Below are 24,546 nucleotides of genomic sequence, written 5' to 3'. Positions count from 1 at the left end.
TGCAATCACGAAGCGCGATGTATCCGGAAAATGCAATCGGCTCGCCGGTTTGACACCGGTTTTCCCGCATACTATGATGCATTTGCCATTATGATTCAGGCGAATACTCGTGAGGAGGAAAGATTATGGAAGAGGGAAAGTCGGTTCCGGAACTGTACGGAAGCCTCGTATTCAGTGACGCAGTGATGCGCGAGCGTCTTCCGAAGGATATTTACAAGGCTGTCCATAAAACCATCGAGAACGGCACGCATCTCGAACTGGATGTTGCGAATACGGTCGCCGCGGTGATGAAGGAGTGGGCCGTTGAGCACGGTGCGACCCATTTTACGCACTGGTTCCAGCCGATGACCGGTCTCACGGCGGAGAAGCATGACAGCTTCATCTCTCCGGACGGCGCCGGCGGCGTCATCATGGAGTTCTCCGGGAAGGAGCTCGTAAAGGGCGAGCCGGACGCGTCCAGCTTCCCGTCCGGCGGACTGCGGGCGACCTTCGAGGCGAGAGGCTATACGGCCTGGGACCCGTCCTCACCCGCCTTCATCAAGGATAAATCGCTTTATATCCCCACCGCGTTCTGCTCCTACGGCGGCGAGGCGCTCGACAAGAAGACGCCCCTGCTCCGTTCTATGGCGGCGCTGAGCACGGAGGCGGTCAAGGTGCTTCAGCTGCTGGGATACAAGGATGTCAGGCATGTGCTCACGACAGTCGGTTCCGAGCAGGAGTACTTCCTGATCGACAAGGACCTTTACAAGAAGAGAAAAGACCTTCTGTTCACGGGCCGCACGCTGATCGGCGCGCCGGCGTCCAAGGGACAGGAGATGGAGGACCATTATTTCGGCGTTCTGAAGCCGAAGGTTTCCGCGTTCATGCATGATCTGGACGAGGAGCTCTGGAAGCTGGGCGTGCCGGCCAAAACCAAGCATAACGAGGTGGCTCCGTCCCAGCATGAGCTGGCGCCGGTGTTCGAGACGGCCAATGTGGCGGTGGATCACAACCAGCTGACGATGGAGGTCATGAAGAAGGTCGCAGATAAGCATAACTTCGCCTGCCTCCTGCATGAGAAGCCGTTTGAGGGAATCAACGGTTCCGGCAAGCACAACAACTGGTCCATCGTGACCAACACGGGCGTGAACCTGCTCGATCCGGGCAAGCATCCGGGTCAGGACACGAAGTTCCTTGTCTTCCTTGTGGCGGTGATTTCCGCCGTGGACCGCTATCAGGATCTGCTCCGCTGCGCGGTGGCGGATGCCGGTAACGATCACAGACTGGGAGCCAATGAGGCGCCGCCGGCCATCATCTCGATCTTCGTAGGCGAGGAGCTGGACCGTGTGCTCAAGGCGCTGGAGTCCGGATCCTCCTTCGAGGAAGGCGGCCGGGTCCAGATGGGAATGGCGCCGATGCTGCCGCACATCACGAAGGATACGACAGACCGGAACCGTACGTCGCCGTTTGCCTTCACCGGAAACAAGTTCGAGTTCCGGATGCCGGGCTCCTCGGTTTCCGTCGCGAACGCGAACATCGTACTGAACACAGCGGTCGCGGATGTGCTCAGCGATATCTACGAGGAACTGAAGGATGTTCCGAAGGATCAGATCGACGCGAAGGCGAGAAAACTGGCCCGGAAGATGCTCACCGAGCATAAGCGGATTCTCTTCAACGGGAACGGCTACACGGATGAGTGGGTCGAGGAGGCGGCGCGCCGCGGACTCTACAACCTGAAGTCCGTGCCGGAAGCGATGCCGCGCCTGATCAGCGACAGCAGCATCGCGCTCTTCACGAAGCACAAGGTCTTCTCGAAGGAAGAGCTGATGTCGAGATATGAGATCAATCTGGAGAACTATTCGAAGACGATCCACATCGAGTCGCTGACGATGCAGGAGATGGTGCGCAAGGATTTCACCTCCGGCATGGTGGCCTACATGAAAGCGCTGTCCGGCGAGGCGGCGGAGAAGAAGGCGCTGCTTCCGGAAGCCGCCTGCAGGATGGAACTCGGCACGCTGAAAGCGCTGGACGAGGCGTCCGGCGAGATGGCGGAGGCGCTCGAGCGTCTGGACAAGGACACGCGCCACGCGGAGAAGGACGCGGATGTGCTCGGCTGCGCGAAGTACTATCACGACACGATCCTCGAGGAGATGGAAGAGCTCCGCGCGATCGTCGACAAGGCGGAATCCCTGATCCCGGATCAGTATCTGCCGTACCCGACATACGGAACGATGCTGTTCTCGCTGACATAAGCGGGTGCGGCTGCCGTATACGGCAAGCTCTCCCTCAGCGGAAAAGTTATAAGAAAATAATTGTGAAACCGGCCGAATTCATCCGTGAGTCCGGCCGGTTTAGTGCTATAATTCGAGGGTAGAACTGCCGGCCTTCTTCCCCCGGTCCGCCGGATCTTGATGAAGGGAAGAACCGCCGGGCCCCGGTTCTTTAGAAGAAATGACTGGGAAAGGAGAAAAGGGGTGAATTACACCAGGTTTGCATTGAAGGATCAGGATAAAATTGCCTCCGCTCTTGAAGGGCGGGACAACCTCTTTCTGATCGCATGTAACAAATGCTTCAAGACGTACGACACGCTTCACGAGCCGGAAGTCGATACCGTAAGGGAATTCGCCGCTTCACTGGGCAAAAAAGTGCTTGGCTCGGTGAATCTGGATTTTCTGTGCAACAGCGTGCAGACAGAACGCAGACTGGCGGACGCCGTACCGGAGGGGACGGAGACGATCGTCGTGATCTCCTGCGGGCTGGGCGTGCAGACGATCGCGGCGAAGGCCGGATGTCCGGTTGTCGCGGCGGCGGACACGCTGAACTACCGCGGCCACCACGGAATGGCACTCACGGACCGCACCTGCGGCGCATGCGCGCAGTGCTACCTCAACCTGACCGGAGGCATCTGTCCTGTCGTTGACTGCGCGAAGAGCCTTCTGAACGGCCAGTGCGGCGGATCGAAGGACGGAAAGTGCGAGGTGGACGGGTCGAAGGACTGCGCATGGCAGAAGATTTACGAGCGGCTGAGCGCACAGGGCCGTCTGAAGGAGTTCCTCGCCCAGCCCGTGCAGCTTCGTGATTATTCGAAAGCAGACCGCAGGACGGTGGCGGCTTATGTGAAGAAGGCGCGTGAGAGCCGTCTGACCGGTTACTACGGCGGCATTCATCCGAGCGAGAACAAGGATCTGGCGGAAAATCTTCCGCTGGTGAAATTCCCCGAGCCGGAAACGGTGGTGATCCCGCTCTCAATGCATGTCGGCAAGCCCGCGACGCCGGTTGTCCGCGTCGGCGATACCGTGAAGGTCGGCCAGAAGATCGCGGAAGCTTCCGGTTTCATCAGCAGCCATATCCATTCCAGTGTAAGCGGCACGGTTGTGGCGATTGAGCCGCATCTGCATCCGAACCGCGGCGTTCCGGTCGATTCGATCGTGATCCGCTCCGACAAGAAGGATACGCTTGATCCGTCCGTAAAACCGGCCGGAAAACTTGAGGACCTGACTCCGGATGAGATCGTGAGTCTCGTTCAGGAGAAAGGCATCACCGGCATGGGCGGCGCCGGTTTCCCGACCTTCGTGAAGCTGAAGCCGAACAAGCCGATCGACGCGGTGCTGCTCAACGGGTGCGAGTGCGAGCCGTATCTGGCCGCCGACAACCGCGTGCTTCTGGAATATCCGGACGATGTGGTGTACGGCATGAAGGCCATCATGAAGGCAGTGGGCGCCCCGAAGGGCTATATCGTCATCGAGGACAACAAGCCGGAGGCCGCAAAGCTGATCGCGGAGAAGGCTGCGGAATGCGGGAACATCGAGGTCCGCACCGTCAGGACAAAGTATCCGCAGGGCGCCGAGAAGATGCTGATCAAGAACATCATGCACCGTCAGGTTCCGAGCGGCGGGCTGCCGGCGGATGTGGGCGCGGTTGTGGACAACGTCAGCACGGCGAAGGCGATCGCCGACGCGATCCGGACCGGCATGCCGCTCATCGAGCGGGTCGTTTCGGTGACGGGCGAGCGGATCCGCCGGCCCGGCAACTTCGTGGTCCGGATCGGCACCAGCGTGAAGGAGATCATCGATTACTGCGGCGGCATCGTCGGAGACGATGTGACGGTCAAGATGGGCGGTCCGATGATGGGCAGTCCGCTCACCGATACCGATGTGCCGGTCATCAAGGGATCCAACGGGATTCTGGCCGTCGGCACCGATCACACAGTGGAAGAGGAATGCATCAAGTGCGGCCGCTGCGTGGATGTCTGCCCGATGGAGCTGGAGCCGCTCAACTTCGCGAAGCTGGCGGACGCCGGGGACGCGGAGGCGCTTCAGAGCATTCATATCATGGACTGCTTCGAGTGCGGATGCTGTCAGTATATCTGCTCCTCCAAGATACCTCTGGTTACGAAGATCAGAGCAGGCAAATCGTTAGTGAGGGGGTTGAAGAAGTAAATGCTGATCACCCAGTTAAAGGATAAGGACACCCTTGCGGCTCTTGTGACGGGGAAGGCGTTCATCGTCAACTGTCTTGGCTGCAGGGAAGTCGGCTTCCCGGAGAAGGAAGCGAAAGAGCTCGAGAAGGAGCTTGAGAAGGAAGGCAAGGTCACCGGCATCCTGACGACGGATTATATCTGCAATCCGGACAATCTGAAGAAGAGACTGGAGTCCTTCGGGGAGGAGCTGGACGCGGCAGACTGCGTGCTGGTCTTTTCCTGCGGCGTCGGGGTGCAGACCTTTGCGCGGATGTTCGCGGGCAAGCGTGTCTACGCGGCATGCGACACGATCCGTCTCCCGGGCGTGCAGGGCGTCACGCCGCTGGAATACGACTGCGGGGAGTGCGGCGAGTGCTTCCTCAATCTGACGGGCGGGATCTGCCCGGTCACGGCCTGCTCAAAGAGCCTCGTGAACGGTCCGTGCGGCGGAACGAAAGACGGGATGTGCGAGGTGGACCCGGAGATGGAGTGCGGATGGGAAAGGATCATCCGGAGGCTCAGGGAGCTGGGACGGCTCGACGCGCTGCATGCCCCGACGCAGTTCCATCATTTCAACACCGATGAGGCGGTCCGGAAAATGCAGGAGTCCTGAGACGGACGAGGGACAGTTTATATTCAATGAGGAGCGATGAAAGAAATGAAAGTGACAGATCTTTTCAAGCAGGGTGAGTTCGTTGTTTCCGCGGAGGTGGGGCCGCCGAAGGGATGCCATATCGACGAGCTGATCGAGAGCGCGAAGACGAATCTCGCCGGTGTGGACGCGATCAACGTCACGGATAACCAGTCGTCCGTTATGCGGCTCGGCTCTCTGGCTGTCTGCAAGGCGCTGAAGGACGCCGGGCTCAATCCGATCTTCCAGCTTGCCTGCCGTGACCGCAACCGGATCGCGCTGGAATCGGATCTTCTCAGCGCGGCGATGTTCGGCATCGAGAATGTGCTGGCGCTGACAGGCGATCACACGAAGATGGGCGATCATCCGGACGCGAAGCCGGTGTTCGATCTTGATTCCGTTTCCCTGCTCTATACGATGGGGCTGCTGGAGAAGGGCGAGGATCTGGGCGGAAACAAGCTGGTGGGCGAGCCTCCGAAGTTCGCCAAGGGCGCGGTGGTTTCCCCCTGCAGCGATTCCGTCGACGCCCAGCTGATGAAGATGGAGCGCAAGGTGGCGGCCGGCGCGGAGTATTTCCAGACGCAGGCTGTCTTCGAGCCGGAGAAGTTCATCGCCTTCATGGAGAAGGCGAAGCAGTTCGGAAAGCCCGTTCAGGTAGGCATCATCATTCCGAAGTCCGTAGGTATGTGCAAATTCATGAACAACAACGTCGCCGGCGTACATGTGCCGGATTCGATGCTGGACGAGCTGCGCGCGGACAAGGAGAAGACCAAAGCCGGCATCACCGGCGTGGAAATCGCCGCCCGCATCATCAGAGAATGCAGACCGTACTGCCAGGGCGTTCACATCATGTCTCTCGGATGGGAAGCGAAGGTGCCGGAGCTGCTGAAGCTCGCGGAGGTCCGCTGAGAAACAGGAAGGCAAAAGGGGAACATGATGGAGGCGGCGTGCCCGGCTGCGGGATATGCCGTCCGGATATTGAAAAAGGGAAGGGACGCTGCTGTTGCGGCGTCCCTTCCCTTTTTGCCATGAAGCAGGGACGGATTCTCGAAAGAATAGACGTATAGGACTTCGGATTGCAGAAGAGAATCGCCGCGTAAAATATCATTAAAATATCTTGTGATTGACTTTGAAACTGACAAATATGAGACTCCCGATTACAGATCGCTTTGTCTTTACGAATCATCCTCTTTGCCGTATGATGAAACGGATCTGACAGGGAGAGACGCATGACGGCACGGATGAGAAAAACGCTTTATCTGTTCATCGTGACGGTAATGATCCTCTGCGGACTGCAGGTGCAGCCGCAGAGGCCTTTTGCGTGTCTGTCTTTCTCGATTTCCGCCCGGCCGGATGCGCAGCAGCGGACCGGCGGCGAGAGCCTGACGGCCGTGCCTCTGCATGGCACGGATCAGGCGGCCGTGAAGGAGACGCGGGGAGCGGACGCTTTGTCGTACGGCTTCGTCTCTCCGCGCAGCAGGATTGACTCGGTTGATCTGATGCTCGCCTGCCTCATGCTGATGCTGGCGGCAGCCTGCGCTCTGAAGACAGCTCTTTTCGGCCGCGGGACCGGGTACGGCAGCGTGACCTGTACCGGCCGGTTTACCATTTCCTACATTCACTGTCAGGGCGGATCTCTGTCCGCCGTAACGGCTGCGTAATTCTTTTCTGAATTTGCGCACGCCTTCTTCAGGCTCTGCGGCGCAGAGTCTTCTTTTCGTGTATCCGATTCCAATTTCACAGTGACGGTATTTTGACGGGCGCCTGAGGCAGCGCGGCCCGGACGGTGCGTCCGGGGCGGCCGACGGCGCGGCCTGAACGGATTTTCGCACAGGCGGAAACCGTAAGGGATACGCCGAAGCTGGCGAAGAAAGACGGGCTTTTCCGAGCAGGACTGCCTCCGTCCGGTTTTGCGGGCGAATAAGAGGAAAACGGATGGTTTCTTCCGATAAAAGCCGGGACAATTTCATAAACCGCATCACGCTGGTCCTTCTGATCGCGGGGCTGGCTCTGCTTCCTTTTCGGGCCGACGGGGCTCTGGCTCTGCGCGGCGGAACGGCGGTCTGTCTTATGCAGACGACGGCGGAGGGCCGGTCTTCACAGCTGCTCTCCGGCGGGACAGCCGGAACGCCGGTTCAGGTTTTCCGCGACAGGGGAACGCTTCACGCACGGCTGCTTTCGGAAAGGCTTCGGATCGGCTCTGACGTCCGGAGCACGATCAGAAGCGCGACGGGACGCGGACCTCACTGGTCCGGACGGAGGCTTTTGGGGATTCCGGTTTCGCCGCGGCGGATGTCGGAGGCGGTCTTTGCCCGCAGCCTTCGCAGGATCATCCGGTATGAGCAGGAGCAGGACGGGAGAAAATCCCGGACGAGGAAACCGATGCAAACAGGAGAAAAAACGGTCTGATCATGTTCGGAGGTGTTTATGTTAGAGAATATCGTGGTAGTTCTGATGACGGTGTTTGCGTTCGGCTCATGGGCGCTTTACGGAATCTGGGATCATGTGTCGGATGACGATGGCTACTGGCCGAATGACCCGCGCAGCAGGAAGAAGGACGGCGCGGATAAAAAGCCGGAAAGAGGAGCGGCCTGCGGTTTTTCTTCTGGAGTCGGACAGTTCGACCGGACGGTAAAGGCGGCGCATCCGGTCCGGTTTTGATACAGAGAACCATTAAATAAACTAAAAATCAAAGAAATTGAGCCTGATGAAAAGGGAAGACGTGATGGAACAGAACACGGAATATTCACATATTTCAGGGGGGGGGTAGAATAAAAGTCTGATAATAACAGACTGAATGACAATCCGGATTGTCTGACGGCAGGGTGCCGGACGGTCTGGAAGAGCTTTATCAAATCCCTGTTGAGGGGGCAGGAGGTTATCTGATGCAGAAAAGAAAATCAGCGATGATTCTGACAGCGGCAGCCGTGACCGTGGCGGCTGCGGGCGTTCCGACGATGGTGGAAGCGGAAGGCGATGTGACGAATGCCAATACCGCACAGGCACAGGCAGAAGCAGCTGCACAGGCGGAAGCGGCGGCACGCGCCCAGGCAGAAGCGGACGCGAAAGCACAGGCGGCCGCCGAGGAGGCGCAGCGTCAGGCAGAGGCGGAAGCCGCACGGCAGGCGGCGGAACAGGCCGCCGCGGAACAGGCGGCAAAAGAGGCGCAGGAAGCCGCAGCCGCGCAGGCCGCAAAGGAAGCGGAAGAGGCGCGGAAGGCCGCGGAGGAAGCAGCCCGCCAGCAGGCGCAGGCGGAAGCAGACCGGAAGGCCGCGGAAGAGGCGAACCGGAAGGCCCAGGAGACGAAAGAGTCCCAGACGACCACCCCGGAAGCGGAAGACCGGAAGGCCGAAGATGCCCGGAAACAGGCGGATGAGGCGGATCAGTCCCGTGAGGGGGCTCAGGCGGATGCGGACCGGAAGCAGGAAGCGTCTGACCAGGCCGATACGGCCAGGACACAGGCCGACCGGGATGTAACCCAGCGGCAGGGCGAAGCGTCCGGGGCGCTTGATAACGCCAAAAATGGCGCGGCGGAAGCCGAGAACGAAGCGCAGAAGAACGCGGACAGTGCCCGGAAGGACGCCGAGGATAAGACCCAGGCCAAGGCGGAGGCGGATAAGACAGCCTCCGGGGCCGATCAGGTCCGCGACAGCCAGGGGATGACGCCGGACGAGGCGGATACAAAGCAGGCGGAGGCGCAGAAAGCCGCGGACGAGAAGGAAGCGGACATAAAGCGCACCACGGAGAAATCGGAACAGACCAACCGGGATCTCGCTGACAAGACGAAGGAAACGGAAGAGGCCGAGAAGGACAAGACGGACGCAGACGCCGCCTTGAACGAAGCGCAGGAAACCGCGGACCAGAAGGCGAAGGACGCGGAAGAAGCACAGGCGGACCGTGACCGGAAGCAGGCGGCAAAGGATGCGGCCGAAGCCAAAGACCACGACACCGCTAACGCAGACCAGGCTGTCAAGAGCGCATCGGATCAGCAGGAAGCCGCGCAGTCCGAGAAAGACAAGGCGGATCAGGCTGTTACGGATACTTCTAATAGGAAGGAAGCCGCGCAGTCCGACAAGGACAAGGCGGACCAGACCGCAAAAGACGCGGCGGACGCGAAGGACGCAGCGGACAGGAACGCGGCGGAGAAGCAGGCGATCCTGGACGAAAAGCTGAAGGAGAAGCAGTCCGCCGAAGACTATCTCCAGAACGGAGATGTCAACAAGACGGAAGAGAAGAAGGCCGTCGATGAAGCACAGGACAGCCTGGATGACGCGAAGACGGCGGAGGACGCGGCGGAGACGGATCTCGCCGCCAGGACGGCGGCCCGTGAAAAGGCGGACCGGGTCCAGAAGGAGAAACAGGACGCATATGACCGTGCCCAGGCTGATCTGACGGACAAGACCAAAACCGCCACGGATGCCGCCACAGCCAAAGACCAGGCCCAGTCCGACAAGGATCAGGCGGACCAGGCCGTCACCGAGCGTCAGACCGGCAAAGACGCGGCCGACCGGGACGTGACGGACAAGACCCAGGCCAAGACGGATGCGGACGCGGCGGAGACGGCTGCGGCCAAGGCGGAGACGGACGCCAAAGCAGCGGCGGAGGCGGCGAAGACCGCCGCAAAGACCGCGGCGGACGCCGTCACCGCCGCCAGGGAGAAGATCAAGGACGGGCTTCTTGGCTTCTGCGACTGGATGCTGACAAAGACCGGCCTTTCGACCGACCAACAGGAGGACGTCAGGAAGGCGCAGAGGTACTACAGCCTGGAAGACGGAGTCTGGAAACAGGACTGGGACTATGCGTATGACGCCTATACCCTGGACAACCTGAAAACCGCCACCACGCTGCTGGACGAAATTAACAAAGTACGCGCAAGTGACGAAAACTTCAAAGACAATGCCAGCTACAAGGACTACAAGGACCCGGTCGCAACTAACTTTTACCGGCTTATGGGGAGTGCTGCCGCCACAAACTACGCCAGGATAAAGCGAGATCATGGACGTGCGAACGAAGTTCTGGCCTGGACGCCGGGAGACTCGGCTGCAGCGGTAAAACTGTGGCAGGACGAAAAGACTGCTTTTGATGAGCTGAGAACAAAACTAGGCATGACGGCCGTGGAGGCTGTCGAAAGTTACATAGAAGGCGGCACATTTTACCAAGAAGCGGAGAAGCTGAGCCAGTCCGACCGGACGAAGGAAGTCGGGCATTACGTTCTCATCCACGATGACGGGGCAGAAACCCTGTATGGCGCTGGAGTTTCTTCTTATGCGCCGTACACACGGAGCGTCTCCCAGAGCCACGTCTATGAGATGGGTATGGAGACCGCCGGCTGGAAGAGTACCGCGGCCACCGATAAGGCCATGACTAAGTGGTACAAAGAGCATGGTGATCTGTCAGGGTATACGGGAGAATACTCTACATACGAAGAACCCTCCTACACCCCCTCCGCCATCCGTGACCTCCTGTCTGAGTACCTGTCCTTCATCGACCTCGACGGCAAGACAGCCGTAAGCGATCAGGCGGCGAAGGACCAGACGGATGCCGAGGCGAAGCAGTCGGCTGCAGAAACCGTCCATACGAAGGCGGCCTCCGCGGCGGAAGCCGCTGCCACCGCGCTTGAGACAGCCAGAACAGCGCAGCAGACCGCAGCCGACGCCCTGACGGCAGCGGAAGAGAAGGCCGCGTCGATGAAGACCGGGCTGGAGAATGCTGTCAAGGCGCTCGCCGATGCGCAGGCGGCGAAGGAGGCCGCCGGGCAGGCGGCCGATACGGCCAAAACGGAGCGCGACCAGTCCGTGAAGGACGCGGCGGATGCCAGGGCCGCGGAAGAAACCGCTGCCGATACGCTGAAGGCCGCGAAACAGTCCACCACCGAGAAGCAGGCCGTTCTCACGAAGGCACAGGCCGCACTGGACGAGCTGGTGAAGAACGCCGAAGCGCGGCTTGCGCGGCTTGCCAAAGAAGCGGACGAGGCGCAGACAGTGTCCGACCAGGCGAAGGCGGACGCCAAGACCGCGGCGGATGTGAAGACGAAGGCCGATGCGGAGGCGAAGGCCGCGGCACAGGCGCTCGATGACGCCAAACAGGCGCTTGCCGATGCCCGGAAAACGGCAGATGAGAAAGGGGCCGCACTCGCAGCAGCGAGAGCCGCACTGACCAACGCACAGGCATACGCCAAGACCGTCCACAGTCACTTCGACGCCCTTCAGGCCGCCCAGCACGCACTGGAGCAGGCCGAGGCGACGCTCACGGAAGCGCTGGCGGAGCAGACGGCCGCCGACCAGGCTCTGTCCGAGGCAAACGCCAAAGCCAAAGATGCAGCCGCGACGCTGGCTGAGAAGCAGGCGGCACAGGCAAAGGCGGAGGCCGCGGCAGAAGCCGCATCCGACGCCAGAACCGCGGCGGAAGAAGCGGCGGTGCCGTTCCGGAACGCGCTCGCGGCGGCGAAGGAGAAAGCCCGTACCGTCCATGCGGCGTACCGTGCAGCCGAAGAGGCGGATGCCAAAGCGAAAGAAGCGGCCGACGCGCTGACGGACGCCCAGACGGCGTACTCCAGGGCGAAGGACGCTCTTGCCAAAGCACAGGACAAGAATACCCGTGCCCAGGCGCTGACGCTGGACGAGGTGCTGAACGAAGCCGTCACCGATCCGGATTTCACCTACCTCAATGCTTATGGCACGGCCTACAAGGCAGCGGTCACGGCCGCTTCCGAAGCGGCCGCAAAAGCGGACGAGGCGCATGAGGCACTGGATGCCGCGAAAGCGGTGCTGACCGCGGCGCAGGCGAAGGCTGACCAGGCTGACGCGGATGCCGACGCGGCGGAGGAATCGGCCCGGGGCATCCACAAAGTCTACGATGACGCGGATGCGGCGGAGAAGGCGCAGGCGGATGCAGAGCAGGCCCTGGCGGACGCGGGGAAAGCGTACGAAGCCGCCAAAGCGGCGCTGGAAGCGGCGCAGGACAAGGACGCGAGGGCGCGGAAGATCACACTGGAAGACGTGCTGGAGAGTGCTGTCACGGATCGTGACTTCTCGTACCTGAACGCCTACGGCAACGCGTACCGTTCCAAAGCAGCGGACGCGAAGACCGCGCTGGAAAAAGCGGAAGAAGCAAAGAAACACGCTTCGGAAGCGCAGCAGACCGCCAGGGCGTCGAACGCGAAGTACCAGCAGGCGCGGATTGAGAAGCTGGCCAAAGACGCCGTCGCGGCGGACCTGGCCGCCCAGGAGAAAGCAAAGGCCGACGCGGCTGCACGCGCCCGGGCTGCCGCCGCGCAGAAGGCCGCAAAGGTCAAGGCCGTCAAGATGCCGCATGTCGACGCGGACGAACAGGACGCCGGCACGGCCGCTGCCACCGCCACGGCCGCGGCAGGCGCAGCGAAGACGGATCCGGTCAAGACCGCGGACACCGCTCCGGTCATCCCGTACGCGGGATCGGCTGCCGTGGCATCGCTCCTGGCGATGGGGCTCTTCCTCGTCAGAACGAGGAAGGATCCGGACGTTATGTGAGCGCCTGACGGGCATTATGCAGGGGGAGCGGGGAGCCGCTCCTCCTGTTTGGCTCTTTCTGAAAAAACGCCGCATAGTCGGCCCATGCCTCTCCCGGATGGTGAGAGGAAAGACGAGGAGTACAGCCTGCGCCAACTGCCCGGCCATTGAATGAAAGGGGGAAGAAAAAATGAGACAAACACGTCATGCCACGAAGAAACGCATCATGGCGCTTCTGCTGTCCGTCCTGATGCTGATCGCGCTCGCGGCACCGGAAGCCGTCATGGCCGCGTCCCGGAAAAAGAAGGCCGTGAGCCCGTCCGTCCAGTACGCGGTGACGCAGTACGGGTATGGATGGACCGGCTATCTGTCGAACGGGCAGACGGCCGGACGGACGAATAAGGCGCGGCGACTGGAAATGGTCCGCGTCCGTCTCCGCAGCCGGCCGGTATCCGGCGGGGTCCAGTACCGTTCCCGCTATACGGGCGGAAACTGGTCCGGCTGGGTCAATGAGGACCGGACCGGCGGAAAGAACGGATGCCGCATGGAGGGCATCAGGATCCGCCTGACAGGCAATATGGCCCGCCGGTACGACGTCTGGTATCGCGTCTGCACCCGTACATGGGGCTGGACCGGATGGGCGAAGAACGGCAGCGCCGTCGGGACGGAGGGCTATGCCTGCTACCTGACCGGACTGCAGGTCCGCCTTACGCGGAAGGGCAGCCGCGCGCCGGGTTCCACCCGGAACACCTGCCGGAAGAAGACGTACCCGGCTCTGGTCAATAAGGCCATGCGCCAGAAGCAGGGCAGCAAGGGCCGCCTTGTGATTCCGGATCTCGGCATCAGCGTCACGCTCCGCAACGCCAGTAAAGGCAATGCGGCCTATATGCAGCGCCTGGCGGAATGGAACGATGCCGCTGCCTGGATCGACCTGAACGAGCTGACGGGCGACCGGAACAAGTACCAGGTCATCATCGCCGACCATGCGAAACAGGGTTTCAAGAACCTGTCCCGGGCCAAAAAGGGCAGGACGATGGCCTACATCGTCACGGGCCGTTCCGTGACGGCGTACCGCTGCGTCCGGAGCACCACCGGCACGAACAAGGGCAGCCGGCTCGTGGACTACGCAAACCGCAGTGTCATGCAGGAGAACGTCGGGGGCTTCTGCACCTACACCTGCGTCGGGAGCCGCGGCAATAAGATCGTGCTGGCAGAGTGGAAAAAGGCATAAAAGGACAGAGATCCCGGATACGGATCAGGAAAAAGCGGAGAGGAGCGGGGAACCGCTCCTCTTTTTGCATGTCTCATGAAAATGTAATCTTGACTTTCTTCCCCATGGCGGAGGCAAGCGCCGCAAGAGTATCAAGCTTTGGAAGGGCGTTCCCATTCTCGATACGGCTGATGTTAGACTGGCGAACACCGCTTTTGGCGGCCAATTCAGACTGCGTCATGTGAGCGGCGGTTCTTGCCTTGATCAGTTCAGATTGAATCTGGTATTCAAACTGCAGAGAATCCCATTCTTTTTTGAACTCGGATTTCTGAAGACGGTTACGCAGGCTTTTTTCAAAATCATCCATAGGGAAACCTCCTTTTATAATCTTCACGGCGTGTTTTGGCAAGGTCGATTTCAGAGCGTGGCGTTTTCTTTGTTTTCTTGGTAAATCCATTTGTCAGAACAATGTTCTGGCCTTCCTGAAAGAAGTACAAGGTCCTTTCGATGTCGTTTCCCAAAACGGTTCTTAATTCGAAAATGCCGTCTTCCAAAGGCTTGGAGTTGGGTTCTCGCAAAAGCGGACCAAACACTTGTAATAGCTGTATGCTGCGTAGCACTTTGGCCTGCATCTTGATAGGGAGTGTATCCAGCCATGGGTCAATGGCATTTGTACCGTCTTCGAGGGGATAAAAAATAATGGTAAATATTCAGAGCATTCCTTTTAAGGAATATTATAGACGTTTGAGGCAATGTTCGCAAGACGAAAAGAAAGACATGGCTCTTGCGATAATAGAATAAATCTTATATAATCGAAAATATAGATTGTTCTTTCTATTATCGGTGAAGATCATGTATGTAGCGATTATCGGAGATCTAGTTCGATCACGGCAAATCCGGGACAGGAATGCCGTCCAGTGCCAACTGCAGGCTGCGCTGGACCAGGTGAATAAAAAATATGCTGACCAGATCGCAGCCAATTTTTTAATCACGCTGGGCGATGAGTTTCAGGGGATTTTGCAGGAACCGGGCTGCCTGATGCCGATCCTGTCGGACATTGCCGACGCCATCCGGCCTGTTCAGGTTCGATTCGGCGTCGGGATAGGCGAATTGACGACAGAGGTGAACCGTAACGCCGCCATTGGGGCGGACGGGCCGGCCTTCTATCGCGCACGAAGCGCGATTAACACAGTACACAAAAGAAAGAACCAAAGCTGCATCCGGTTAGAAAGCGTGCAGACAGGGTCCATACTGGAAGCCCTGCTTCAGGATGCGGTAGATTCAGCATGGGAAATCCGGTGCGGATGGACAAAACAGCAGCGCCGGATCATTGCCCTGCTGTCTACGGGAATGTCTCAGGCAGAGGCAGGCCGAAGGCTTACCATTTCGCAGTCGTCCGTCTATTCAGGCCTGCATCTAAGCCAATATACCCGTTACATCAGCCTGACGGAGCATATCCGCAGGGGCCTGGAGGCGCTGTACCATGTTTCGTGAGATGCTTCTTGTTGTCTGGATAGCTCATCTTATAGGAGTTTTTGTCCTGCAAACCGACCGGATCGCGGCAGAAAAAGACCGGAAAGCTGAAGCCATGGCTGTGCATGGCGTGCTGTACGCCCTGCCGTTTGCCGCTGTTGCTTTCCTATACGGCGGCCGTGCGTCTTTTCTGGGCACATGTGCCGCTCTTGCGTTGACGCATTTGGCGATCGACGTTTCAAAGCGCTGGTGGCGCATCAGACAGCCATGGACATATCTGCTGGATCAGTGCCTGCACGTCCTCTCCCTGTTCATCGCAGCCTACGCCTTGTCTCTGGCGGATCCGGCTCCGCACCCAATGAAGGTGTTCAGTACCATGCTGGCCCGCATGCAGGTTCCGGGCCGTGAGAGCGGCGCCATCCTGTTCTGTGTCCTTGCCCTTGGGACGCCGTGCAATATTCTGATCCGTCTGATCTGCCATGGCAAGCCAATACAGGCCCGGACTGAGTTGGGCGCAGAAGAACAAAGGACCGGAAGGGTCATTGGGATCCTCGAACGGATGGTTCTGCTGGCCTGCCTCTGGAAGGGAGAATACACGGCCCTGGGATTCGTGCTTACGGCCAAGTCCATCGCAAGATTCGACCAGATAGCAAACGACAGAGCGTTTGCGGAATACTATCTGGTCGGGACGCTGCTCAGTACCCTTTGCGCCCTGACGGTCGTGGCCGTCGGGAAATGGCTTGCAGGTTAAATCCGGACCGGGCCCAGGCAGCTGCTGACATGCCGGCTTTGCAAAAGCCGCTCCTGTTGACGTCCTCTGGGGTGCCCCCTATAATGATGGCAGGAGAGGAAAATACAGTGGCCGAAACGAAGAGAACACAATGGCATCCGGCTTTTTGCGACGCGCTGGAACTCACATTGCGGAAGTCCAGGGACCAGCTGGAGTATCAGAGAGAATATAACCTGAGCAGCAAACCGCTGCAGGTGGATCTGCTGGTCATCCGCAAGACAGGCAGCCAGCCCATTGAGGAGGCCATCGGGCAGATCTTCCGAAGGCATAACCTGTTCGAGTACAAATCGCCCGGCGATGACCTGAATATCGACACCTACTACAAAACGGTGGCCTATGGCTGTCTGTATAAGGCGCTGGCCGGGAAACGGGTCAACGAGATTCCCGCCGCGGACGTCACCTTGACGATCATACGGCAGGAGAAGCCGGACAAACTGCTGCAGCAGATGAAGGAGGCAGGTAATGTCATCCGCTGCCCGTATCCCGGTATCTACAACTTGTCCGGACCGGATACGATGTTTGCCACGCAGGTCGTTGCGATTGAAGAACTGCCGGAAGGCACACATGTCTGGCTGAAGGCGCTGACCCGTCATCTGACACGGACAAACGCCGAGCGGCTCATTCTGGAGAATCGGGAGGTAGCCGGTTCTCCGCGGGACCAGCGGATGTCCGATGCGGTGATGCAGATCGCGATCAGCGCCAATTTTGATCTGTTTGAGAAATTAAAGAAGGAGGATCCTGTCATGTGCGATGCATTGAAAGAACTGATGCGGCCGGAGTTTGAGGAAGAGCTGGCGGCGGAACTGAAAAACAATACAGACCGTGTGACGAGGGATGTGACAAATCGCGTGACAAGGGATGTAACACGACGCGTCACGCAGGATGTAACACAGCGCGTCACGCAGGACACAGCCGTATCGAATATCAAAAGCTTAATGTCCCGCATGCATTGGTCAGCGCGTGAAGCAATGGATGCGCTTGCCATCCCGGAAGAGAAGCGTGAGAGCTATGCCCGGCTCATCGGGGAAAAGGAAACGCCGAAAAACGGCTGAAGGACAGGATCTCGTTATGTGCGATGCATTGAAAGAACTGATGCGGCCGGAGTTTGAGGAAGAGCTGGCGGCAGAACTGAAAAACAATACAGACCGTGTGACGAGGGATGTGACAAATCGCGTGACAAGGGATGTAACACGACGCGTCACGCAGGATGTAACACAGCGCGTCACGCAGGACACAGCCGTATCGAATATCAAAAGCTTAATGTCCCGCATGCATTGGTCAGCTCGCGAAGCAATGGACGCGCTTGCCATCCCGGAAGAGAAGCGTGAGAGCTATGCCCGGCTCATCGGGGAAAAGGAAACGCCGAAAAACGTCTGAAAGACAGGATCATGTCATGTGCGATGCATTGAAAGAACTGATGCGGCCGGAGTTTGAGGAAGAGCTGGCGGCAGAACTGAAAAACAATACAGACCGTGTGACGAGGGATGTGACAAATCGTGTGACGAGGGACGTGACAAATCGTGTGACGAGGGATGTGACAAATCGCGTGACGAGGGATGTGACAAATCGTGTGACAAGGGATGTAACACGACGCGTCACGCAGGATGTAACACAGCGTGTCACGCAGGACACATCCGTATCGAATATCAAAAGCTTAATGTCCCGCATGCATTGGTCAGCTCGCGAAGCAATGGACGCGCTTGACATCCCGGAAGAGAAGCGTGAGGGCTATGCCCGGATCATCGAAGAAACGGAAACGATGGAAACCGTCTGAAGGAACCGATCGGTACCGCTTCAATATACTTTTCGAGCGATTCTGAACACTCCGGGGGGTGAGGGAAGACACTTCCGGCTGACACATAGAAAAAGCAGTGCGAGAATCCATTCAAGGGTGGCGGGAGAAGCTGACAATCATAGTCTGTCATATAACGGTCCCGATATAAAAGGATCGAAAACTGCAAAAGCGCAAAGGGATCCCCTCCGCATGAAAACGTGCGGAGGGGATTGCTGTATTCATGAAAAGTTAACAAAATCACCAAGATAAAACCATCATAAACGACGAAATTGATCCGGAAGACGTAATAATGACTGAAAATACGATGAAAAACATTGACATGTAGTAAGATTAACGTTAATCTAATAGCTGTAATGAAGAAGAGAAAAACAGTTGAACAGACAAATTGTTAACATGATGTTCATATAATTTCCGGCAGCTATCTCTTGGAGAGATAAATCAATATTTATAAGGAGGAGCAGTGTATGAACAAAAAGCTGATGGCAGCGGTTCTGGTGTCTGCAATGACAGCAGGAACTCTCTTTGGAGCCGCACCCGCGATGGCCGACGGAGAGGAAACGACGCAGGGGACGAATACCTTTGTGGACGGCGGAACGGATATGAATTTCTGGACGTTCCAGTCTCTGCATGTCGGGTTCTGGACGACGATGGCGGACGAGTGGAACAAGGAAAATCCGGACCGGGCAATCAATCTGACGGTGACGACGGGGGATTCCGCTTCCATTCACAGCAAGCTGCTGGTGGCATGTCAGTCCGGCGACGGAGCGCCGGATATGGCGGATATCGAAATCGGCCACTACGGAGCGTTCCTGAAAGACGGCTATCTGGTTCCCATCGACGATGCGGTCGAACCTTACAGGAATGACGTCGTCATGTCCAGAATCAACATGTACGGGGACGGCGAACACGTGTATGGAGCGGATTTCCATCTGGGAGCGTCGGTTGCCTACTACAACATGGATATCATGGACGCGGCCGGCGTGGATCCGGCGAGTATTGAGACATGGGACGACTTCATCGAAGCCGGCAAGCAGGTGAAGGAGAAGACCGGAAAATATATGTGTGCGGTTGAGACATCCGACCTGTTCTTCCCGCAGATGATGATGCTCGAGCTGAAAGCGCAGTATGTCGACAAGGACGGCAATCCGGATCTTGTGACGGACGCGCATGTCAAGGTGATCGAGAAAATCCGTGAGATGATGAAGGACGGCATCTGCGAAATCGCACCCGGCGGCGGTTTCCATACCGAGGAGTGGTACGGCCACCTGAACGGCGGTAACGTCGCGTGCGTCCTGATGCCGCTGTGGTATATGGGAAGATTCACCGATTACTGCCCGGATCTCAAGCAGAAGATGGCGATTTATCAGATTCCGGTATGGAATAAGGGAGACACCCGCGAAGTGCTTCAGGGCGGAACGGGCACATCGGTCATCAAGGGAACGAAGAACGAGCAGCTTGCGAAGGATTTTCTCGCGTATGCGAAGCTCTCGAAGAAGGGCTGCACTTATGAGTGGGAAAAGCTCGGATTCGACCCGATCCGTACGGAACTCTGGGATGATCCGGCCATCACGCAGAATAAAGACAACAAGTTTCTTCAGTATTTTACGACGAACCCGTTCGACATTCTGAAGAAGAACGGCACAGACCTCACGGCTCCGGATATTTCCGGCCAGTACGCAAACACATACAGCACGCTGGTGTCCACGACCTATGAGAATGCATTCGAGGCGAGTGTCGACGAAGATGCAAAAGAACTTCTGCAGAATGAGCAGGACAGCATCATCACCGATTGAAAAAGCTGTTTTCGGGCCAAGGCATATCATGAGGTCTGCGGGGACAGCACCTGAAAGGCGGCGGAGAAAGAACCTTTGCCGTTCATAAAGGATGAGACAGGGAGTGCGGCATGGGAGGAAACTCCTGTGCCGCACGATCTGTTTTCAGATACGCGGCATGCAGGCCAGGCTGATTAACCGGAGGCGAAGGGATTTAACATGAAAAAGAATAATAAAAGCATAGTTCAGAGATTTCTCTATTCGAAAAAGGCGGCGCCTTACGTCTTCATATTTCCGTTCCTGCTGACGTTCGGCGTGTTCTTTGCTTATTCGATCGTGAGCATGGTGGTGATGAGCTTTCAGAAGGTCGCCGGACCGAACACGACGTTCATCGGATTCGACAATTACCGGATTCTCAAAAATGCTGTTTTCCAGAAGGCGGTCCGGAACAGTCTGTTCTACACGGTTGTTTCATGTGCCCTGATGATCCCGATCCCGCTTGTGATGGCGGTGCTTCTCAACAGCCGGCATATGCGCTGCAAGAATATGTTCCGCTCGATCCTGTTCGTTCCGGCCCTGACCAGCGTTGTCGTATCCGGTATCTGCTACCGGATGATGTTCGGGGAACTGCCCGGCGCTTTTATGAATCAGATTTTGCATATATTCGGAAAGGGCCCTCTGATCTGGCTGCGGACGCCCTCCACCGTCTGGCTTACACTATTTCTGCTTTGCCTGTGGCGCTGGACAGGCGTGAATATGATGTACTATCTTTCAGGCCTTCAGCAGATCGACGCTTCTCTTTACGAGGCGTCCGCGATCGACGGAGCTTCCGATATACAGACATTCTGGTATCTGACGGTGCCGCTGCTCAAGCCCACGATTGTCTATGTGCTGACGATCTCGATTTTTGGAGGCATGGCGATGTTCTCGGAATCCTATATGCTGTTTAACGGGAACAAGTCGCCGAACAACGTGGCCACCACGATCGTTGGCATGCTCTACCGTCTCGGCTTCGAGCAGAACAATATCGGGATCGCGAGCGCCATCGGCGTGATCTTCCTTCTGATCGTACTCGGACTCAACGCGGTTCAGCTGATGCTTAACGGATATTTCAGAAGGGAGAAGTAAGACCATGAAAAGAAAATCTGCGCTCAGAACCACATTCCTTATTCTTTTCTTTGTGCTGATTGCCGTGATCACGCTTCTTCCGCTGGCGCTTCTGTTCTGCGCTTCGCTGCGGCCCGGTCAGGAACTGATGCGGAACGGCCTGAATTTCAACATCGACTGGGCCAAGGCCAATCTGAACGAATACAGGATGCTCTTTACCAACGGCGGAAACTATTTCATCTGGTACAGGAATTCGATGGTTGTCACGGTCCTTCAGACTGCGCTGGCCCTGCTGCTCAGCTCATGGGTCGGCTACGGCTTTGCGATGTATGAGTTCAAGGGCAAGAACTTTTTCTTTATGCTGGTTCTTCTTGTGATGATGGTGCCGACGGAGGTGATTCTGCTTCCGCTCTACCGCTTAATCGTCAATATGAAGCTGATCAATACGACGACCGGTATCATCCTGCCGTATATCGTGCTGCCAATGCTGGTTTTCTTCTTCCGTCAGTACCTCAGCGGGATTCCGCGGGATTTCCTTGACGCCGCCCGTGTGGACGGGTGCAGCGAATACGGTATCTACTGGCGGATCATGCTTCCTCTGATGAAGCCGGCGTTCGCGGCGATGGGAATTTATGAAGGGATGGCGAGCTGGAATAACTTTCTCTGGCCGATGATCGTGACCAACAAGATCACAACGATCACGCTGCCGGTCGGACTCCAGAGCCTTCTGACGCCTTACGGGAACAATTACGATGTCCTGATCGCCGGTTCCTGCTTTGCCCTCATTCCGATTCTGATCCTGTTCGTCTGCTTCCAGAAATATTTTATTGAGGGGCTGACGGCAGGCGCGGTGAAAGGGTGAGCCGGCGGCTTCGGGCAAAGGCTGCGTCAGAAGGCAGGACAGAAACGGCAAGGGATATTTGGGATTGTCAACCCGCGGCGTCCATTATATAGTGGGATTCGGCAGGCAGCCGTCGTGTGCGGAATGTGCCGCCGAATCCGGATCTGTATCACGAATCAGGATGGAGGATTGCATTTTATGAAAAAGTACGCGAAGATGATCGTGGATCGGGACTTTCGTATCTCCGAGATCGACAGGCGCCTCTACGGCTCGTTTATCGAGCATCTTGGCCGGGCGGTCTATACGGGAATCTATCAGCCGGGGCACCCGGAGGCGGACGAGGAGGGCTTCCGCAGGGATGTTCTTCGGCTGGTCAGAGAATTGAACGTGCCGATCATACGGTATCCGGGCGGTAATTTTGTCTCTACCTTCCGATGGGAGGACAGCGTCGGACCGGTGGACCGGCGGCCGCACCGGCTGGATCTGGCATGGAGGTCTCTGGAGAGCAACGAGTTCGGCCTGGATGAGTTCAGCCGCTGGACGTCAAAGGCGGGAGCGGACATCATGATGGCGGTGAATCTCGGGACCCGGGGCGTTGCGGACGCCTGCCATCTGCTGGAGTACTGCAATCATCCGTCGGGAACGCTGTATTCCGACATGCGCGCCGCGAACGGCCGGAAAGATCCGTACCGGATCAGAACCTGGTGCCTCGGCAACGAGATGGACGGGCCCTGGCAGTTCGGATCCAAGACGCCTGAGGAGTACGGGCGGATCGCCTGTGAGACGGCGAAGGCGATGAAGCAGATCGATCCTTCGATCGAGCTGGTGTCATGCGGATCCTCCAACAGCGAGATGCCGACCTTCCCGCAGTGGGAGGCCACGACGCTTGAGCATGACTACGATTACGTGGACTACGTCTCGCTTCACCAGTATTTCGGAAACCGCGACGGCGATACAGAGAATTTCCTCGCGCAGCCCGTCAGGATGGACGGCTTCATCCGCACCGTGATCGCGGCCTGCGATTTTGTCCGGGCGAAGAAGAGAGGAAAGAAAGATATCAACCTGAGCTTCGATGAGTGGAATGTCTGGTTCCACTCCAACGCGGATGACGATGATACGATGGCGAACCGCCCCTGGCAGCAGGCGCCGTCTCTTCTCGAGGATCACTACACGTTCGAGGACGCGCTGGTGGTCGGCCTGATGCTGATCACGCTGATCCGGCACTCCGACCGGGTGAAGATCGCCTGCCTCGCCCAGCTCGTGAACGTCATCGCGCCAATCATGACGGAGAAGGACGGAGGAGCGTGGGTGCAGACGATTTTCTATCCGTATTTCTTCGCGTCAAGGTACGGCCGCGGCGTGGCGCTGGAGCCGGTGCTGACATCGTCAAGGCATGACACCAGCGAGTTTTCGGATGTGAACGATGTGGAATCCGTGGCGGTCTGGAACGAGGAGAAGGAAGAGCTGACGATCTTCGCGGTCAACCGGGATCTGAAGGACGACATCGTGCTGACGACGGATCTTGCGAGCTTCGAGGGGTACGGCCTGATCGAGCACATTGTGCTCGAGTCGGATGATCTGAAGGCGGTCAACTCGGCCGATGCGCAGAATGTGGCGCCGAAGGCCGTGAACCGGACGGAGACGGACGGGAGATGCGTGACGTCGGTGCTGCATTGCGCGTCCTTCAATGTGATCCGGCTCGGTAAAAGGCATAAAGAGGCATAATCAGGATATATGAACGGATCAGATTCCAGAGTGACACTGCGCGACATAGCGCTTGAATGCGGATACTCAGTAAATACAATTTCAAGAGCTCTCCGGGGAGACAGCCGTCTCCCCGGAGAGACGCGCAGACGCATCACCGAGGCCGCCGACAGACTGGGCTACATCCGGAATAATTCAGCGTCCAGTCTGCGTTCCGGCCATTCCTACACGGTTGCTGTGATTCAGGGGGATCTGACCAACATGCACTATATGACCCTTCTGAATGAGATCGATTACGATCTCAGAAAAAACGGCTATGTTGTCATGATCCTGTCCTCTCATGACAGCCCGGAGCTGGAACGTCAGCTTCTGAATCAGGCAGTGTCGCACAATGTGGACGGCATCATTCTCCTTCCGACGAGCAGTGACCTGACATCGAATCTCGTCGCGAGCCTCAGCCGCCGGCTTCCTCTGGTTCTGGTCCACCGGAGACTGAAGGGAGTGGAGGTGGATCTGGTGTGCGAGGATGACGAACGGGGCGGCTATGAGGCCGGCAGCCTGCTGGCTTCGCGCGGGCACAGACGCTTTCTTTATCTTTCGGGTCCGGGGTACAACAGTTCCGAGATTCTCCGGAGGCGGGGATTTCTCCGTGCGCTGACGGAGGCGGGACTGCCGGAAGAATCCGTCCGGATCATTCCGTTTGAGGAAATGGCGCAGGCAATCGAGAGCCAGACCGTACTCAGACTGCTTTCCCCCGTGAATTATACGGGGATTTTTGCCTTTTATGACAACTATGCTTATCAGGCGCTGTACAGTCTTCTTGCGGCCGGATATCGTGTCCCGGACGATATTTCCATTGTCGGTTTCGATAATATCAAGGCCAATTACCGGTATCTGCCGCCGCTTGCGAGCGTATCAACGGCTCCGGGAAGCAGCATTGCCCGGGAGACCGTCAATCTTTTTCTGCGAAGAATCAGCGATCCTGATGCGAAGGTCCGCACCGTCACGCTTCCGGTCTGCATCTACGACCGGGAACTGGTGGGAACAGCCAGAGTGCGGGGCGGGAGAACATAACCGTTTCATTCATCCCGCAATCGGCGTTGCAATTCCTGCCGCGGCCTGCTATAATAACTCCGTTGTTTCGGGGCGAAACAGAGAAAACAGGGAGAGGTATCGAAGCGGTCATAACGAGGCGGTCTTGAAAACCGTTTGTCCTTCGGGGCGCATGGGTTCGAATCCCATCCTCTCCGCGATCACAGAAAAGTCGGAAATCCTTGAATGAATTCGGGGATCTTCGG

21 protein-coding genes and 1 tRNA gene are annotated in these 24,546 nt (G+C 57.8%); 20 read left to right on the top strand and 2 right to left on the bottom strand.

What is annotated here, in order from left to right; all coding sequences use genetic code 11:
- Nucleotides 1–125: 125 nt before the first annotated feature.
- The 9 genes from G4C92_RS03535 to G4C92_RS03495 all read left to right on the top strand — a co-directional run bounded on the left by G4C92_RS03535 (nt 126) and on the right by G4C92_RS03495 (nt 13,787).
- Nucleotides 126–2,231 (top strand): glutamine synthetase III family protein, encoded by a 2,106-nt coding sequence (locus G4C92_RS03535; RefSeq protein WP_274941223.1) that lies wholly within the window; start codon nt 126–128, stop codon nt 2,229–2,231.
- 222 nt (nt 2,232–2,453) lie between these two features.
- Nucleotides 2,454–4,418 (top strand): electron transport complex subunit RsxC, encoded by a 1,965-nt coding sequence (gene rsxC, locus G4C92_RS03530; RefSeq protein ID WP_274941222.1) that lies wholly within the window; start codon nt 2,454–2,456, stop codon nt 4,416–4,418.
- A complete protein-coding gene (locus G4C92_RS03525; RefSeq protein ID WP_274941221.1) occupies nt 4,419–5,051 on the top strand; it encodes a methylenetetrahydrofolate reductase C-terminal domain-containing protein in 633 nt (210 codons plus the stop codon).
- 36 nt (nt 5,052–5,087) lie between these two features.
- Nucleotides 5,088–5,978, top strand: coding sequence for a methylenetetrahydrofolate reductase (locus G4C92_RS03520; protein WP_274941220.1), 891 nt, complete (start codon nt 5,088–5,090; stop codon nt 5,976–5,978).
- 332 nt (nt 5,979–6,310) lie between these two features.
- Entirely contained in the window at nt 6,311–6,730 is a 420-nt protein-coding gene (locus G4C92_RS03515) for a hypothetical protein (protein ID WP_274941219.1), read from the top strand.
- Nucleotides 6,731–7,004: 274 nt separating this feature from the next.
- Nucleotides 7,005–7,478, top strand: coding sequence for a hypothetical protein (locus tag G4C92_RS03510; protein WP_274941218.1), 474 nt, complete (start codon nt 7,005–7,007; stop codon nt 7,476–7,478).
- 18 nt (nt 7,479–7,496) lie between these two features.
- Entirely contained in the window at nt 7,497–7,730 is a 234-nt protein-coding gene (locus tag G4C92_RS03505; protein ID WP_274941217.1) for a hypothetical protein, read from the top strand.
- Between the two features lie 224 nt (nt 7,731–7,954).
- The gene (locus G4C92_RS03500; protein WP_274941216.1) at nt 7,955–12,577 is read left to right on the top strand and encodes a hypothetical protein; all 4,623 of its coding nucleotides are present in this window, start codon (nt 7,955–7,957) and stop codon (nt 12,575–12,577) included.
- 169 nt (nt 12,578–12,746) lie between these two features.
- A complete protein-coding gene (locus G4C92_RS03495) occupies nt 12,747–13,787 on the top strand; it encodes a hypothetical protein (protein WP_274941215.1) in 1,041 nt (346 codons plus the stop codon).
- Between the two features lie 73 nt (nt 13,788–13,860).
- On the opposite strand, the gene G4C92_RS03490 is transcribed toward G4C92_RS03495, so the two are convergent.
- Nucleotides 13,861–14,133, bottom strand: coding sequence for a helix-turn-helix domain-containing protein (locus tag G4C92_RS03490; RefSeq protein ID WP_274941214.1), 273 nt, complete (start codon nt 14,131–14,133; stop codon nt 13,861–13,863).
- Nucleotides 14,126–14,398, bottom strand: coding sequence for a type II toxin-antitoxin system RelE/ParE family toxin (locus tag G4C92_RS03485; protein WP_330654776.1), 273 nt, complete (start codon nt 14,396–14,398; stop codon nt 14,126–14,128). Before G4C92_RS03485 ends, G4C92_RS03490 begins: the two co-directional genes overlap by 8 nt.
- 220 nt (nt 14,399–14,618) lie before the next feature.
- Between G4C92_RS03485 and G4C92_RS03480 the strand changes: the two genes are divergently transcribed.
- The 11 genes from G4C92_RS03480 (at nt 14,619) to G4C92_RS03430 (ending at nt 24,498) form a co-directional block, all read left to right on the top strand.
- Nucleotides 14,619–15,260 carry a SatD family protein gene (locus tag G4C92_RS03480; RefSeq protein ID WP_274941213.1) on the top strand — a complete coding sequence of 214 codons (642 nt, stop codon included), beginning with the start codon at nt 14,619–14,621 and terminating at the stop codon, nt 15,258–15,260.
- Complete coding sequence (locus G4C92_RS03475; RefSeq protein WP_274941212.1) at nt 15,250–15,990, top strand: DUF3307 domain-containing protein; 741 nt, start codon at nt 15,250–15,252, stop codon at nt 15,988–15,990. Before G4C92_RS03480 ends, G4C92_RS03475 begins: the two co-directional genes overlap by 11 nt.
- A 107-nt stretch (nt 15,991–16,097) precedes the next feature.
- Nucleotides 16,098–17,081 (top strand): hypothetical protein, encoded by a 984-nt coding sequence (locus G4C92_RS03470; RefSeq protein WP_274941211.1) that lies wholly within the window; start codon nt 16,098–16,100, stop codon nt 17,079–17,081.
- Nucleotides 17,082–17,097: 16 nt separating this feature from the next.
- The gene (locus G4C92_RS03465) at nt 17,098–17,406 is read left to right on the top strand and encodes a hypothetical protein (RefSeq protein ID WP_274941210.1); all 309 of its coding nucleotides are present in this window, start codon (nt 17,098–17,100) and stop codon (nt 17,404–17,406) included.
- 16 nt (nt 17,407–17,422) lie between these two features.
- Nucleotides 17,423–17,803 carry a hypothetical protein gene (locus G4C92_RS03460; protein ID WP_274941209.1) on the top strand — a complete coding sequence of 127 codons (381 nt, stop codon included), beginning with the start codon at nt 17,423–17,425 and terminating at the stop codon, nt 17,801–17,803.
- Between the two features lie 485 nt (nt 17,804–18,288).
- On the top strand, nt 18,289–19,617 hold the full coding sequence (locus G4C92_RS03455; protein ID WP_274941208.1) for an ABC transporter substrate-binding protein: 1,329 nt from the start codon (nt 18,289–18,291) through the stop codon (nt 19,615–19,617).
- A gap of 198 nt (nt 19,618–19,815) precedes the next feature.
- Nucleotides 19,816–20,724 (top strand): carbohydrate ABC transporter permease, encoded by a 909-nt coding sequence (locus tag G4C92_RS03450; protein ID WP_274941207.1) that lies wholly within the window; start codon nt 19,816–19,818, stop codon nt 20,722–20,724.
- A gap of 4 nt (nt 20,725–20,728) precedes the next feature.
- Nucleotides 20,729–21,565 carry a carbohydrate ABC transporter permease gene (locus tag G4C92_RS03445; RefSeq protein WP_274941206.1) on the top strand — a complete coding sequence of 279 codons (837 nt, stop codon included), beginning with the start codon at nt 20,729–20,731 and terminating at the stop codon, nt 21,563–21,565.
- Between the two features lie 177 nt (nt 21,566–21,742).
- Complete coding sequence (gene arfA, locus G4C92_RS03440) at nt 21,743–23,269, top strand: arabinosylfuranosidase ArfA (protein ID WP_274941205.1); 1,527 nt, start codon at nt 21,743–21,745, stop codon at nt 23,267–23,269.
- 9 nt (nt 23,270–23,278) lie between these two features.
- The gene (locus G4C92_RS03435) at nt 23,279–24,322 is read left to right on the top strand and encodes a LacI family DNA-binding transcriptional regulator (protein WP_274941204.1); all 1,044 of its coding nucleotides are present in this window, start codon (nt 23,279–23,281) and stop codon (nt 24,320–24,322) included.
- Between the two features lie 90 nt (nt 24,323–24,412).
- Nucleotides 24,413–24,498: transfer RNA gene (locus tag G4C92_RS03430), tRNA-Ser, on the top strand.
- Nucleotides 24,499–24,546: the final 48 nt, after the last annotated feature.

The sequence above is a fragment of the Chordicoccus furentiruminis genome, assembly GCF_019355395.1.
Lineage (GTDB): Bacteria > Bacillota > Clostridia > Lachnospirales > Lachnospiraceae > Chordicoccus > Chordicoccus furentiruminis.
Note: the sequence above shows the minus strand (reverse complement) of the source record. Positions and strands in the feature narration are given on the sequence as shown.

What these genes read in the sequence shown, in the direction of transcription:
- G4C92_RS03505 (WP_274941217.1), top strand. Translation starts at nt 7,497, where the DNA reads ATGTTAGAGAATATCGTGGTAGTTCTGATGACGGTGTTTGCGTTCGGC.
- G4C92_RS03510 (WP_274941218.1), top strand. Translation starts at nt 7,005, where the DNA reads ATGGTTTCTTCCGATAAAAGCCGGGACAATTTCATAAACCGCATCACG.
- arfA (WP_274941205.1), top strand. Translation starts at nt 21,743, where the DNA reads ATGAAAAAGTACGCGAAGATGATCGTGGATCGGGACTTTCGTATCTCC.
- G4C92_RS03490 (WP_274941214.1), bottom strand. Translation starts at nt 14,133, where the DNA reads ATGGATGATTTTGAAAAAAGCCTGCGTAACCGTCTTCAGAAATCCGAG.
- G4C92_RS03475 (WP_274941212.1), top strand. Translation starts at nt 15,250, where the DNA reads ATGTTTCGTGAGATGCTTCTTGTTGTCTGGATAGCTCATCTTATAGGA.
- G4C92_RS03455 (WP_274941208.1), top strand. Translation starts at nt 18,289, where the DNA reads ATGAACAAAAAGCTGATGGCAGCGGTTCTGGTGTCTGCAATGACAGCA.
- G4C92_RS03500 (WP_274941216.1), top strand. Translation starts at nt 7,955, where the DNA reads ATGCAGAAAAGAAAATCAGCGATGATTCTGACAGCGGCAGCCGTGACC.
- G4C92_RS03445 (WP_274941206.1), top strand. Translation starts at nt 20,729, where the DNA reads ATGAAAAGAAAATCTGCGCTCAGAACCACATTCCTTATTCTTTTCTTT.
- G4C92_RS03520 (WP_274941220.1), top strand. Translation starts at nt 5,088, where the DNA reads ATGAAAGAAATGAAAGTGACAGATCTTTTCAAGCAGGGTGAGTTCGTT.
- G4C92_RS03485 (WP_330654776.1), bottom strand. Translation starts at nt 14,398, where the DNA reads ATGCAGGCCAAAGTGCTACGCAGCATACAGCTATTACAAGTGTTTGGT.
- G4C92_RS03435 (WP_274941204.1), top strand. Translation starts at nt 23,279, where the DNA reads ATGAACGGATCAGATTCCAGAGTGACACTGCGCGACATAGCGCTTGAA.
- G4C92_RS03515 (WP_274941219.1), top strand. Translation starts at nt 6,311, where the DNA reads ATGAGAAAAACGCTTTATCTGTTCATCGTGACGGTAATGATCCTCTGC.
- G4C92_RS03495 (WP_274941215.1), top strand. Translation starts at nt 12,747, where the DNA reads ATGAGACAAACACGTCATGCCACGAAGAAACGCATCATGGCGCTTCTG.
- G4C92_RS03535 (WP_274941223.1), top strand. Translation starts at nt 126, where the DNA reads ATGGAAGAGGGAAAGTCGGTTCCGGAACTGTACGGAAGCCTCGTATTC.
- G4C92_RS03465 (WP_274941210.1), top strand. Translation starts at nt 17,098, where the DNA reads ATGTGCGATGCATTGAAAGAACTGATGCGGCCGGAGTTTGAGGAAGAG.
- G4C92_RS03525 (WP_274941221.1), top strand. Translation starts at nt 4,419, where the DNA reads ATGCTGATCACCCAGTTAAAGGATAAGGACACCCTTGCGGCTCTTGTG.
- G4C92_RS03450 (WP_274941207.1), top strand. Translation starts at nt 19,816, where the DNA reads ATGAAAAAGAATAATAAAAGCATAGTTCAGAGATTTCTCTATTCGAAA.
- G4C92_RS03480 (WP_274941213.1), top strand. Translation starts at nt 14,619, where the DNA reads ATGTATGTAGCGATTATCGGAGATCTAGTTCGATCACGGCAAATCCGG.
- G4C92_RS03460 (WP_274941209.1), top strand. Translation starts at nt 17,423, where the DNA reads ATGTGCGATGCATTGAAAGAACTGATGCGGCCGGAGTTTGAGGAAGAG.